Genomic DNA, 13202 nt, shown 5'->3' with positions numbered 1-13202 from the left:
TTGAAGTTTATTCAATTGTGATTTATTTATGGGAGTCTAGAGTAGTTAATGACCGTTTAATTCGCTCATTCAGTTCCTGATACTCTGCATTTTCGTACATCTTCATCATGGCCGGGCTTAGTGTCTATAAATATTTAGAAATGACATTTGAAGAAGCTCGAGAGTACTTAGGGAATCCACATCGGAAAGCGAAGAAACTTGATCCTTTTCGGGATTGGATTGTCTCATGGTTAGAAGAGTGCCCGCATTTAGGTGCGGCACATATCCAAGACTGGCTTTTGAAGTGTTATCCATTTTATATGTAAGTGAAGTGCGTGAAATCTATCAAATTGAGAAAAAGCGGTTTCGAGGCAACAAGAGGCCATTGTTGAACAACCGGTGGGTAAGTAGCTTCAGATCGACTGTACCACTCTGGGTCGCCTGAGCAGCATGTTGAAAATATTTTTCGGTAAACTATTCTGGACGTAAATGTAAATACTTTATTTCTTTTTTCTATAGCTTTTCTATTTTGAATCCAACTCTATTTATATAGGTATCTAAAGGTTCTAGACGTATTGAATTTAAAAACCAACTACTTTCATTCCATATAAAGTGAATAACAACATCTATTTGGTTAAAAGAGGAATTTGCAATCAATTCATCTCCTGAGGCATTAAGATATATTTGTAAGTTATTTTGTCCCCATTCTACAGGATTTAATGCAGAAGGTATTTTCTTTTCAAGTTCCTCTGTCCACTCATCATCCCACCACTGATCATGTAACGTGTTTTCATCTAAATTAACCGTCAAAATGTTATGGTTTGCTAAACCATCCGAATTCATACTATAGGTACAAAATGTAACAAGCTTATGTCTTGATTGGAATATTGTTGGTTGATAAACATAATCACTATAACGATTATCATATTCGAACCATCGAAATGCATACCAAACTACCATTTTTTCAGGGACAGGGATGATTTTTATATTTCCAAATTCATTAATGAATTTTAATTCATTGATAAAAAAATATAAATCACTTTTCTCCATATCAATAAAGCTAGATAAAGTAATTTCAATTGGAAATGGAACATAGGATTGATCCATTTCCTTTCGGTGAGCCACAATTAACCCTTGATCAGATCTAGAGCTAACATAATCATAAGGAAGTATGATCTCCCAAATAGAATAATCTTCAGCCAAATAAATTCACTCCATTTTATATTTTTCTAATTTATTATTCTTGAGAGGTTATTTTTATATTTGCATTATTATGTGTTGAAAAGACACACTACCCCCTAACAAGTTCGAAAAATGGAATATTTTATAAAACATGATTAATTATTTGGTTAAGTGTTAAGTGTTTCTTGCAAACTCAATATTTTTCTTAGTGCTCACATCTTACTTTATTATATTTTCATTTTTATTAAACATTAATAAAATTTGAATTAAATAAATTATATCATTTCAAATTATTCAATTTTAATCATCTCAATCATCCCTTATCGACCTCTTATAAAAAAGTGAGGAACACACAGTTCGTGCCATGAGGATCTGGCGGACATACAGGTTTGGACAAGACGTTGCTAATCAGCATGGAGGAATCCGTAAAAGACCTGGAAGCAATTCCCATGGCTCTGGGCATGGATCAATGGGGATTTGCTGGCCATTAAAAACCGGAGGGATGTTGGGACTTCAATACGCTACTCAAGCACCCGATTCACTCACAAAACTAATCGCTGGAGGAACCAGTGCAAGTAAAGAATATGGTGCTGACTCTGGCAGTATTTATTGCCATAAGAATCCGAACTTCAATCGCATCATGGAAATTATGAATCAATTGAATGATCCAGCTACTTCTGTGGAACTACGCAAGCAAATAAGTCGTGAATTGGCGTCGATGTCCTTTTATTCAGAGGAGAAATTAGATTATGCAATGACACTGCCGAACAGCGGAAAAACAGTAGGTGACCGTTTGAATTATTATATCCAGTCGGAATTTCCTACTTATGACTTGAGAGAAGAATTATTAGATGTAACAGTGCCCAGCTACATATATGCTGGGAAATATGATGCAATGTCCATATGAATATGGTATAGAGATCGCCAATTTAATACCAAACACTACGTTGACTACTTTCGAGGAAAGTAACCATAATCCATTTGTTGAGGAAGAGGATAAATTCATGGATTTTGTGAAATCGACACTTTAAATGAGAAATGCAAGATTCTATATGAAGTATTTATTTTTAATAAATGATAATCCCTATGAATTTTAATCAACGCTCCTTTGCCTAAAAATCTTCGGAATCAAACTATGTCCACCAACTTAAATTAGCTTGAAAGGTGTACCCTTTATAACTTCATAAAAAAATCCATTTTCTAAATAAAGTCTTAATACATCATTAACATCCTCTCCATATTCATCCACTACACTTAAGTTGCAAGCTCAAATCCAAGGAGGTTCTACATGAGTCAAACACGTTTGAAAAAGAGACCACTACCTATCGCAATCCTTTCATTTTTAGTTATCAGTGGAGTCGCTGGAACTTTTGCTACATTTCCATTTCATAAACGACAACGGATCCCTCTAAAAGTTAGATAAAGGAATAACAAAAATGCGATTTAAAGGAGAGTCATTAACGTGGAAATTCAACGAAAATCTTGGGGAAACATTTTTTTAATCCGATTTATCGACTTCTTAATTAAGTCCACTCAAAGAGCTAAAGCAAAGAGATTATCTTATTCAAATTCATCACACACACCTTGGATTTAACAAATCAAAATTTTTGACTTACTTAGTATGTTAAGTGAGGTGAGAAACTTGGATACTATTCGTCTTGTATGTCCTGTAAACACCAAACTGATAAAAAAATCAGGAATCACCACTTTTTTGATCACACTCTATCTGTTGGTTATTTAAATATAAAATTCTTGGAGCTCTCGTAATTCTGATTTCTAGAAAGATTTTTCGAATAGTCGATCCGAACTATTAGCAATTAAAAAAGACTGGTACCTTTTAAAGGAACCAGTCTTTAAACTTGTCTATAAAAGAGGTTTCTTATCGTTGGACAACAATGAACCGCCAACATAAGATTATCTTAAGATGGTAAGGGGAATAGTACTTTTAGCGAAATTAATACATCACGATTAAAGCTTTAGAAGGGGGAATTTTTAATGGAATCTATTTGGATTGAGTATGCTTGGGCATTGTTAATTCTAATCGGATTAGAAGGTTTGTTATCGGCTGACAATGCACTTGTCCTAGCAGTAATTGCTAAGCATTTACCCGAAGATCAGAAGAAAAAAGCAATAAACTACGGAATTATTATGGCCTTCTTTTTCAGATTCGCTGCACTTTTTGCCATTTCATTTATTGCAAACGTCTGGCAGGTACAGGCGATAGGAGCAGCTTATCTTCTTTACTTAGGCTTAAAGCATGTTATTCAGGCCAAGTTCGGGAAAGAAAATGAGAATATTCGCGTGGAAGTTGAAGAAGAATCTGCTGGGAAAGGTTTCTGGCCAACAGTAGGGAAGATTGGTTTAGCTGATCTTGCTTTTGCCATTGATTCCATTTTAGCTGCGGTTGCTATTGCGCTGGGTCTTCCGGATTCACCGCTCGATGATTTTGGTGGCATGGATGGAGGAAAGTTTATCGTTGTAGTTCTTGGAGGAATTGCTGGCCTTATATTGATTAAGTATGCAGCAACCTGGTTTGTTCAGTTACTCGATCAACGACCGGCACTGGAAACAACGGCCTATGCCATTGTTGCTTGGGTCGGTGTCAAGCTTGCTGTAATAACTCTTGCCCATGATGATATTGGTGTCCTAGACCATGATTTTCCCCACAGTACCATTTGGACATTGATTTTCTATGGAGTATTAGTGGGTATTGCACTAATCGGTTGGTTTGCACCGGCCAATAACTCACTAGAGAATGAAGAATTATAAAAGGGAAAAAAGTGTAAGGTGAGTATAAGAACAGACGGAATTTTTATGTAAGATGAGTGTTTGGCTGCCTTTACAGGGCGGCTTTTCTTATGTGTGCCAGGCATGGCAACTATCTAGGTGGTGAAAGTCCACTGTGGAGGTACACATCGACCAACCACTAAGGAAGCGCAAGGTACTTACCGTGAGGTAAGGGCTGGAGGAAGCGTGGAATAAAATCTTGGCTCGACGAACAGAAATCTGATACTAAGGCTCTATAAAGGGATGAGACTCCATAGCAAGTTAAAGTCCAAAAGATGTGCGTAACTTTATAGAGTAAATCAGGCGAGTAAAAGAGGAAAGATAGTTGTCTTACCCTGGGAGGTCTTGCGGATGTACAAAATTACAGTCGAAAACGGTTAGTCGCAAGAAGTCAGCAGAAGCCATAGTAGTGAACATGATTCATGAAGGGCCGAACAATTTATAGTGTTTCAACACCACGAATGCGTAAGTGACGTACCCCGAATGAGTTAATGGCAAAAGTATGAGCGTATCTCAGAGGATAACCAAAATGGGAGCTATCACTTACTACGTGAGAGGGAAGGAGAAACGAGTGTGGAACTTTTAGAACAGATCTTAAGCAACCAGAATATGAATGAAGCCTACCTGCGTGTTTACAGAAATAAAGGGGCAAGTGGGGTCGATGGCATAACAGTCGATGAACTGAAGGAATATCTGAGAGAGAACAAGGATGAGTTGCGCAAGCGCATCAGAACAAGAAAATACCAACCACAAGCTGCCTTACGAGTGGAAATCCCAAAAGAGAATGGCAAGATGCGCAAACTGGGCATACCAACAGTAGTGGACAGGGTCGTTCAACAGGCCATTCATCAAGTTCTCAGCCCAATATTCGAAAATCAGTTCAGCGAACTCAGTTTCGGTTTCAGACCCAAAAGAAGCTGTGAGATGGCGATTATCAAAAGCCTGGAATTTCTGAACGATGGATACGATTGGGTCGTGGACATCGACCTTGAGCGATTCTTCGATACCGTTCACCACGATAAGCTCATGCGTTTAATCGCAAACACAATAGATGATGGAGATGTCATTTCGCTTATTAGAAAATATTTGGTCAGTGGCGTCATGGTAAATGGAAACTATGAAGAAACTCCCGTCGGGACTCCGCAAGGAGGGAACCTGAGCCCCTTACTGAGCAATATTATGTTGAACGAACTGGACAAAGAACTCGAGAAAAGAGAGTTGCGGTTCGTAAGGTATGCGGACGATTCACTTATCTTTGTGAAAAGCGGAAAAGCAGCGGATAGAGTGATGAAAACCATTGTCAGGTTTATCGAGGAGAAACTCGGATTAACTGTCAATGCGGAAAAGAGTAGAATTTCTCGTCCAAAAGAGCTGAAATTCCTGGGGTTCGGATATTACTATGACTATCAAAGCAAACGGTACCAAGTGAAACCGCACCCGGTTTCAGTTCAGAAATTTCAACGGAAACTCCGGCAACTAACAAAACGAAACTGGAGTATTCCACTGGACTACCGAATCATGAAACTAAAACAAGTCATAGTCGGCTGGGTAAATTACTTTCGAATCGCAAATATGAAGAAAGCAATGACTCGGATAGATGAGAAATTGCGCTCTAGAATTCGGGTTATTATCTGGAAACAGTGGAAAGTACCCCGAAAACAAATCAAATCGTTAATTCAACTAGGCATCCCAGAAGAAGAAGCCAAGGGCTTACCATTCTGCAGAAAAGGCTATCGGTACATCGGATTATCAAAAGTGGTTCACAGAGCACTCTCAAATAAACGACTAAAGCAGAGGGGCATCCCCTCTGCTTTGGACCGTTATCTAAAAGTACACACTGTAATATAAATTGAAACGCCGTATACGAGAACCGTACGTACGGTGTTGTGAGAGGGGCGAAAATAATCATCTTATTTTCCCTCTACTCGATTGAATAATGAAGTTGAATACTCTTCCATCGGGGAGTTATAAGAGGACATGAAATGAAGAAAATTTGCCTGATATTCAATATGAATGGATAGGCAAATTTTGATGTGATCGGAATTCGAATCCTTCCATGTTTACAAAGATAAAGGCGCAGGGAGTCGTATAAACATAAACATGATAAAGTTGGCGTTTCTACAACTAGTAGAAGCGTTTATTGTTGTCAAAAATACCCCATATAATGAGTTATCAGCCGGGTTCGACTTGAATGGGTAAATTAAGGGTCAGAAAGATGATTCAACTCTTTTTCAACATCAAAGTATATTTGTAAAAGAAGAGGAATGAGGAGTTTTTACAAATATTTAACACGGAGAAAATATTCGAAACGTATACTAAATAAGGATGAAGTAAGTTTGAAGGAGTTTGTATGAAAATTAATCAACTAACGACCTTATTTAAGTACTTTAAGTTTCTGCATGCGAATCATCATCATTTCACTCAAGAATTCGTAATGAGTGAAGAGTTTAAAAGTTTAATACATAAACACAAAATAACAACGGTTTTTCAACCCATTGTGTCCTTAACAGAAAATGATACACTGGGATTTGAAATTTTAAATCGGCCAGAACCTACGCTCTGTTTTCCTACGACAGACAAGTTTTATGACTACGTTGGCCAAAGCGAAACGGTTTTTATGGTCGAAGCTTTCTTACGGGATCTTTCATTAGAAAGATATTCTGAACAGGTTATACATACGCAAAAACATAAAAATCAATTGGTATTTCTTAATATACAACCTCAGGTATTAACTGATTCAGCCTATCGAAGTGGAAAAACATTGGAGTTATTAAGTAAATATAACCTTTCACCGAGTCAGATTGTTTTAGAGTTAACCGAAAAAGAGGCAGTAATTGACTATAGTCGATTTGAAAAAATTATTGATAACTATCGTCAGCAAGGATTTAGAATAGCGGTAGATGATGCGGGTACCGGATACAATAGTTTAAAAACACTCGTATACTTAAAACCGGAATTTATAAAAATTGATAAATCGCTAATACGTAATATCCATAATAATCCTGCGCAACAGCATCTCGTCGAGTTGTTACTGGAATTTGCAGCACAATCCAATACCAATGTCATTGCAGAAGGAATTGAAACCTTATCAGAACTAAGGTTTCTACAACGTTTAGGTGTTTCTTATGGGCAAGGATATGCCTTAGGTAAACCCAACTCTCTATTATGTAATGGACAGTTACCTGCGTCATCTATTATCAACGCTTCGCCATTAGCTCAAGCTATTTTATAATTTTAACCACAAATAACGGTATATCTAAGAATGACAGAACGCCCATCTGGATAACTCAAATAATTGAGTATGGAGATGGGTTGTTTTTCGACATTATACTTCCATTTTATAGAAGAATGTTACTCTTATAGAACTACTATAAAACAGTGCAATAGAATATATAACCACTGTAGAGCTTGTTACCTTTTCAAGAATCTTGCTTCTTATTGTGACATTAAAAATTATGGAGGAATTTGTGTGATTGCCTATATCGGAGATATTGCTAAAGACACGCCAATTGTGCCATTTGAAACACCATGTCATCAAATTGATCAAGTTTTTCAAGAAAACTCAAGTTTACAAGGCATCGTTTTAATAAATCAGAAATTTGGGGCTGGGTTAATTACACGTACGTGTTTCTACCAGAAAATAGGTACTCGATATGGTTACAATCTGTACATGATGAAATCGATAGATGTCTTAGCTAATAAACACCCGTTGATTGTGGACTATTTCACATCAGTCATTGAAGTCAGCCAATTAGCCATGAATAGACCGGAAGAAGAAATATACGATGATATCATCATCGTTATGGACAAAACAATCATGGGAGTTGTCAGTATCAAAAATTTGCTCATGAAAGTGGCCGATATACAGGTTGAGTTTGCCAGTTACCTGAATCCCCTCACAAGACTCCCTGGCAACAAAATTATTAATGAAAATATTACACACGCGCTGGAACAATCAAAGGAATTCAGTCTATTATATATTGATTTAGATCGGTTCAAAGCTTACAACGATTATTATGGTTTTAAAAAAGGAGACGAAATCATTCAGCTTACTGCCGACATATTAGCTGATGCACTAGAGAAAGGTGGTTTCTTAGGTCATATTGGAGGAGATGACTACATAGTAATTTTCAATCACTATGGCTTCCATGAATTCTGTCGTAGCGTTATCCAAAGATTTGATGTGGAAATTAAAAAATATTACTCAAAGAAACATCTCGAAAAGCAGTTTATTTATTTGGAGAATCGGTTTGGAGAAATGGAAAAAATTCCTTTAGTGACACTCTCCATTGCCGTCGTCACAAACCAAAGAAAAGCCTTTAGCAGCACTGAAGAAGTGGTTGAGGAGGCTACACGTTTAAAGAAAATGTGCAAAATGAAAAGTGAAAGCTGTTTTTATGTAGAACCTACCAGTCAGGCTGGTTGTGAACTTGCATAACACCCAGAGGAGAAGGAACGTGATATGGATTATATCAAGAACTCTCTAAAAGGTCGTTTGCTTAATTACAAGTAGGTTCTATGTTAGACTTTTTGTAGGGATGGTTAAGATAGGACTATGTCAATTCAGATTAGAAGGAGCTCGATCATATGAAAGTATTCGTAGTAGGAGCAACTGGACAAATTGGGAATCACCTTATCGACCTCTTACAAAAAAGTGAGGAACATACAGTTCGTGCCATGGTTCGTAAAAAAGAGCAGGCTGAAGAATTGAAGAGCCAAGGAATTGATGTGGCCGTTGCAAGTCTTGAGGGAAGCGTTAAAGATATCGCAGATGCCGCAAAAGGTTGTGATGCGATTGTTTTTACAGCAGGATCTGGCGGACATACGGGTTTGGACAAAACGTTGCTAATTGATTTAGACGGAGCGGCTAAAACGGTTGAGGCTGCTGAACTAGCAGGTATTCATCGCTTTGTAATTGTCAGTGCGCTTCAGGCAAATCATCGTGAAAACTGGAATCAAGAAATGGTTCCATATTATGTAGCAAAACACTATGCAGATCGAATGGTTGAAACAAGCAATTTAGATTACACCATTATACGACCAGGTGCATTACTAAATGAGGCAAGCACCGGAAAAGTTACAGCATCGGCAAACCTTGGAACAGGTTCAATCCCTCGTGAAGACGTTGCTAAAACTATTTATGCTGCTTTAAATGCCCAAGAAACATTTAAGAAATCCTTTGACCTCATCAGTGGGGAAACTTACATTAATGAAGCCTTGAAACATATATAAGCGTTTGAAAATCCAAGTCATGGAATACTCATGACTTGGATTTTTTTTAAATCCACAAATACAAAAATTGCAGTGGAACATCAGACAATAATGATCGCGGCCATTTAAATCATTATTCGTTAAGAATGTTGATTAACTCAATTGCTAGTGAAAATATTTTCTTATTCTTGCTTATCCTTGAGAATCGGTGCAATCAAATCAATCCGATTTGTCCAAATACCACCAGAATAATCAACAGGCAACCTGTTCAAGTCTTCTTCCGAATCAAATCCTTCCGACCAACCTCCGTCACCTGCCACTACAATGACTCTCGTATCTACCTTGTCCATACGGTTCAGGAATTTGTTTGGCCACCCCCATATCCAAGGGGCATAATTTTCAGGGATATGAATCTGTGTATGTTTACACGCCTTAGGCATTACGCCAGTCCAGCCAACACCTATGTATGGTAGAACACAGCTTTTTAAAGTTTCTTTAGACATAACACGCATGTGAGGCATACGTTTTTTTAAAGATGCGATGGGTGCATCGCCGCCATAGACCGTCAACTGCTCGAGTCGATCTTCAGCGAGATCAGAAAGGAAGTCAGCTAGTTGTTCACCTTCTTCTGGATCATTGCTTTTGATATGAATCAATAACAATTGATTTGGAAAATGAGTCAACACTTCATCCAAGGTTGGCATGAGACCAACACCTTTCCCGCGGAAGGGGTAGGTTATGCCGTTATCGGCTGTATAGCCATAACCGATATCCATTTTCCTCAGCTCGTCCATCGTATAATCGCTTACCATTCCTTTGGCGTTGGTACGGCAATCCAAAGTCCAATCGTGGAACACGGCGAATTGCCCATCTTTTGTTGGTTTGATGTCCAGCTCGACCATATCGGCACCAGCATCAAATGCTGCTTGCATGGATGGTATTGTATTTTCGAGGTAAGGGTGAGCAGGTTCAAATATTCGCTCCGCCGTACATGTATCCCCTTCGATTCCTTCCATGCTAAACGTTTGGCCTAGACCCCGGTGGGCAAGGAGGAAGGGCTCGGTCTGTCTTTCTTTCGTGAAGTACGAGCTATTATTGAAAAACATGAACAAGATAAGTGCAATGATAAAAAGTAAGGAATTCTTTAGAAATTTTTTTCGCTTCAACGACTTCTCCTCCAAAATTTTCATACTTCCTAAAATGACGTCAAATGTTTACTTTATGTTCATTGTACTTTGTAGATGGGAATTGAAAACAGTTGATTCTTGTGGTATAAAAACTTGCACATCTCACAGTAGGACGAAACTGCGCGGTAAGCAATAAACTGGACTAATTATATTTGTTATAGGAGAAACCATTGAAAAAGTAGTAATGTTACCACGCAGTAGGCAGAAAAGATATGGCACTTAAAAATGCCTTGGACGTGATTTGTCCAGTGCATATAAGTATTATACTTTTCTATTGAGGGAATACCTTTAAAACTCTGGGGAAATACATTGAGGCTTTTTGCTATTTGTTCATAAGTAATAAAGGTGCAAAAAAGAGATTTGTTTGTGAAAGAATTAAAAACGCTATAACATAGATACTAGAATCACGACAAAAGGGGAGAAGAGCGATGAGTCCAACCAAAACCTTATCAACTGAAGAGCAAAACATGTTACTAGAAACGCTACAAAAACGCTTTGAAAAACACACAGAACGCCATGAAGGAGTCAACTGGCAGGACGTGAAAGCTAAGTTAGAAGCAAGACCGGAAAAGCTTTGGTCCCTAAACGAAATGGAACGAACTGGCGGGGAACCGGATGTCATCGGCTACGATGAAGAAGCTGGCGAATATCTTTACTGTGACTGTGCCAAAGAAAGTCCGAAAGAACGCAGAAGTCTATGCTTCGACCGTGCAGCCCTCGAAGCACGCAAAAAATTCAAACCTGAAAATACCGCGGTAGACGTAGCGTCGGAAATAGGGATTGAATTATTAAACGAAGAGCAATACCGACAGCTTCAGACACTTGGCGAATTTGACACCAAGACATCCAGTTGGGTCCAAACGCCAGACAATATTCGAAAACTCGGTGGCGCACTGTTCTGTGATCGTCGCTATGACACGGTCTTTGTGTACCACAATGGAGCCGATTCGTATTATGCTGCGAGAGGCTTTAGAGGATTATTGAAGGTTTAAAGTAGGATTAAATGGATGGCAGGGTTTATTTCAGATAGCCTTGATTCTTTATTTGGTATATTTTCAATAAAAATTTCACAACAACTCAACAAACATAAAAAAACGACCTTGAGGATCAAGATTGTTTTTTTATGTTTATTTATTGAATGGAATCATGCAATGCCTAGCATATTTTTATAGAAAACCATCCAGAAGAGCGTTTCGACTAATGGCTCTGAGATTTTGATTAATAAAAACTTCTTTTATCTTAAATACTTTAAATGTAATATTATAGAAACAATTGGAAAAATATATATTTTTATTTTTCTGAACAAGGTATAATAATCAATGGATAGGACATGCATCATTTGAAGCAATTCTTATTTCGAAAAAGGCAAATTTATCGAAAGATGAAGACGCAAAGTTACAGACCTAAGGCATTGAAGCTATGGTGGCTGGACTGCCGAAGAATAATGATTGAAAACTTAAAATAGTTTATTTCATAATTCTTCCTAGTAATTCTATTTTAATTTAGAAGAGGGGAGATTTTTTATGTCAATTTTTAAAAAAAGTTTACGAAACACTGGATTCACACTTATTATGGTTGCATTGCTAGTGTTTATGGTTGGAGTTAATCCTTCATTTGCGAATACAGATGAAACTGTCACTCCAGAACAAAAAGGTGCAGGTACAGAAACTGAAGCAGGTGAAGAAGATAAGGAGATAGAAGAACCATCATTGTTACCCGGGGACTTTTTCTACTTCATTAAAAAAATCCAAGAAAATATGCTTTTGTTAGTTACTATTGATGAAGGCAAAGAAGCGGAATTGCTTAGCGCCTTTGCCGAAGAACGGATTCTTGAAGCAACAGCATTATTTGAACAAGGCGATGAAGATAAAGCTATCGAAACACTTCAACTAGCAATCGATCAACAAGAAGAAGCTCTAAATAATTACGAAGAAATTGTTGAAGAAGATATAATTGAAGAAGAAACAAATGATGAAGGTTCTACTGAACTAGGTGGTACTGAAGAAGATGGTGCTACTGAAGAAAATGGAACTTCTGAGGAAGATGGTACTACGGAAGAAGATGAATCCCCTAAAGTAGAAGAAGCAAAAGTAAAAGCAGAAGAGAAAAAGCGAGAAGCTGCTAAGAAAGCAGAAGAAGCAAAAGTAAAAGCAGAAGAGAAAAAGCGAGAAGCTGCTAAGAAAGCAGAAGAAGCAAAAGTAAAAGCAGAAGAGAAAAAGCAAGAAGCTGCTAAGAAAGCAGAAGAAGCAAAAGTAAAAGCAGAAGAGAAAAAGCAAGAAGCTGCTAAGAAAGCAGAAGAAGCAAAAATAAAAGCAGAAAAGAAAAAGCAAGAAGCTACCGAGAAAGCAAATGAAGCATCCAATAAGTCTGAAGAAAAGAAACAACAAGGAATCACAAAAGAAGAAAAATCAAATAGTGGGAAAAAAGACAAAGAGGATTGATACTCTTTTATTCAGACTGTAGACAAAATCGTATAAATACGTGTTGTCTACAGTCTTTTTTAGATTTCATATGTGGATTTTTTTAAGAAAATATTCGTATGAGGTACCTGTGCCAAGAAAATCCTAGTTCCAATATTTAATCAAAAATTATTATTTCCATCGAATTTCTGTCCGATTTTATTGTGAAAAATGCAGGGCTTGGTTTATTTCAGGTAGCCTTAATTTTGTTTGTATGAGTTCAAAATAAATTCCACAACAATTCTACAAACAAAAAACCGACCTTAAGATTGAACTGACCTAGTGTTATGAGACACATATAAAACACCTATATTAGGCTGCCAAACATCCAAATTCTTTTGGTGTGAGGTAGCCTAATTTTTTTTGAATTCGTTCTTCGTTATAGTGACGAAGGTAT

10 protein-coding genes, 2 pseudogenes and 1 riboswitch are annotated in these 13202 nt (G+C 37.5%); of the genes and pseudogenes, 10 read left to right on the top strand and 2 right to left on the bottom strand.

The window, feature by feature from the left end:
- Positions 1–119: 119 nt before the first annotated feature.
- Positions 120–387, top strand: a pseudogene (locus tag M9R32_RS16110) (IS21 family transposase); the annotation flags it as partial.
- 105 nt (positions 388–492) lie between these two features.
- Here the strand turns inward: M9R32_RS16110 and M9R32_RS13975 are convergent.
- Entirely contained in the window at positions 493–1182 is a 690-nt protein-coding gene (locus M9R32_RS13975) for a hypothetical protein (RefSeq protein WP_269927364.1), read from the bottom strand.
- A 389-nt stretch (positions 1183–1571) separates the two neighbouring features.
- Between M9R32_RS13975 and M9R32_RS13970 the strand changes: the two are divergent.
- From M9R32_RS13970 to M9R32_RS13940, 7 genes and pseudogenes are all read left to right on the top strand, one after another.
- A pseudogene (locus M9R32_RS13970) lies at positions 1572–2192 on the top strand (alpha/beta fold hydrolase); the annotation flags it as partial.
- Between the two features lie 257 nt (positions 2193–2449).
- Positions 2450–2584, top strand: coding sequence for a hypothetical protein (locus tag M9R32_RS13965; protein WP_269927363.1), 135 nt, complete (start codon positions 2450–2452; stop codon positions 2582–2584).
- 572 nt (positions 2585–3156) lie between these two features.
- Positions 3157–3930: a TerC family protein gene (locus tag M9R32_RS13960; RefSeq protein ID WP_269927362.1), complete on the top strand. Its 774-nt coding sequence runs from the start codon at positions 3157–3159 to the stop codon at positions 3928–3930.
- A gap of 591 nt (positions 3931–4521) precedes the next feature.
- Positions 4522–5796 (top strand): group II intron reverse transcriptase/maturase, encoded by a 1275-nt coding sequence (gene ltrA / locus M9R32_RS13955; protein ID WP_269927361.1) that lies wholly within the window; start codon positions 4522–4524, stop codon positions 5794–5796.
- Positions 5797–6298: 502 nt separating this feature from the next.
- The gene (locus M9R32_RS13950; RefSeq protein ID WP_269927360.1) at positions 6299–7180 is read left to right on the top strand and encodes an EAL domain-containing protein; all 882 of its coding nucleotides are present in this window, start codon (positions 6299–6301) and stop codon (positions 7178–7180) included.
- Between the two features lie 237 nt (positions 7181–7417).
- Positions 7418–8386 carry a GGDEF domain-containing protein gene (locus M9R32_RS16085; RefSeq protein WP_269927359.1) on the top strand — a complete coding sequence of 323 codons (969 nt, stop codon included), beginning with the start codon at positions 7418–7420 and terminating at the stop codon, positions 8384–8386.
- Positions 8387–8535: 149 nt separating this feature from the next.
- A complete protein-coding gene (locus M9R32_RS13940; RefSeq protein ID WP_269927358.1) occupies positions 8536–9180 on the top strand; it encodes an SDR family oxidoreductase in 645 nt (214 codons plus the stop codon).
- Positions 9181–9341: 161 nt separating this feature from the next.
- Here the strand turns inward: M9R32_RS13940 and M9R32_RS13935 are convergent, their stop codons facing one another.
- Positions 9342–10265, bottom strand: a complete 924-nt coding sequence (locus M9R32_RS13935; RefSeq protein WP_418936250.1) for a glycerophosphodiester phosphodiesterase family protein — start codon at positions 10263–10265, stop codon at positions 9342–9344.
- 509 nt (positions 10266–10774) lie between these two features.
- Here M9R32_RS13935 and M9R32_RS13930 point away from each other — a divergent pair.
- Together M9R32_RS13930 and M9R32_RS13925 are read left to right on the top strand one after the other, a co-directional pair.
- Positions 10775–11338, top strand: coding sequence for a DUF4256 domain-containing protein (locus M9R32_RS13930; RefSeq protein ID WP_269927356.1), 564 nt, complete (start codon positions 10775–10777; stop codon positions 11336–11338).
- A 362-nt stretch (positions 11339–11700) separates the two neighbouring features.
- Positions 11701–11785: riboswitch (cyclic di-GMP riboswitch) on the top strand.
- Between the two features lie 84 nt (positions 11786–11869).
- Positions 11870–12787 carry a DUF5667 domain-containing protein gene (locus M9R32_RS13925; RefSeq protein ID WP_269927355.1) on the top strand — a complete coding sequence of 306 codons (918 nt, stop codon included), beginning with the start codon at positions 11870–11872 and terminating at the stop codon, positions 12785–12787.
- Positions 12788–13202: the final 415 nt, after the last annotated feature.

It is taken from the genome of Paenisporosarcina quisquiliarum (genome assembly GCF_027563315.1).
Taxonomy (GTDB): Bacteria; Bacillota; Bacilli; order Bacillales_A; family Planococcaceae; genus Paenisporosarcina; species Paenisporosarcina quisquiliarum.
This window is presented reverse-complemented; position numbering and strand designations above follow the sequence as displayed.

Coding starts and splice junctions, on each gene's coding strand:
- M9R32_RS13960 (WP_269927362.1), top strand. CDS start 3,157: ATGGAATCTATTTGGATTGAGTATGCTTGGGCATTGTTAATTCTAATC.
- M9R32_RS13940 (WP_269927358.1), top strand. CDS start 8,536: ATGAAAGTATTCGTAGTAGGAGCAACTGGACAAATTGGGAATCACCTT.
- M9R32_RS13930 (WP_269927356.1), top strand. CDS start 10,775: ATGAGTCCAACCAAAACCTTATCAACTGAAGAGCAAAACATGTTACTA.
- M9R32_RS13935 (WP_418936250.1), bottom strand. CDS start 10,265: ATGTTTTTCAATAATAGCTCGTACTTCACGAAAGAAAGACAGACCGAG.
- M9R32_RS13950 (WP_269927360.1), top strand. CDS start 6,299: ATGAAAATTAATCAACTAACGACCTTATTTAAGTACTTTAAGTTTCTG.
- M9R32_RS13965 (WP_269927363.1), top strand. CDS start 2,450: ATGAGTCAAACACGTTTGAAAAAGAGACCACTACCTATCGCAATCCTT.
- M9R32_RS13925 (WP_269927355.1), top strand. CDS start 11,870: ATGTCAATTTTTAAAAAAAGTTTACGAAACACTGGATTCACACTTATT.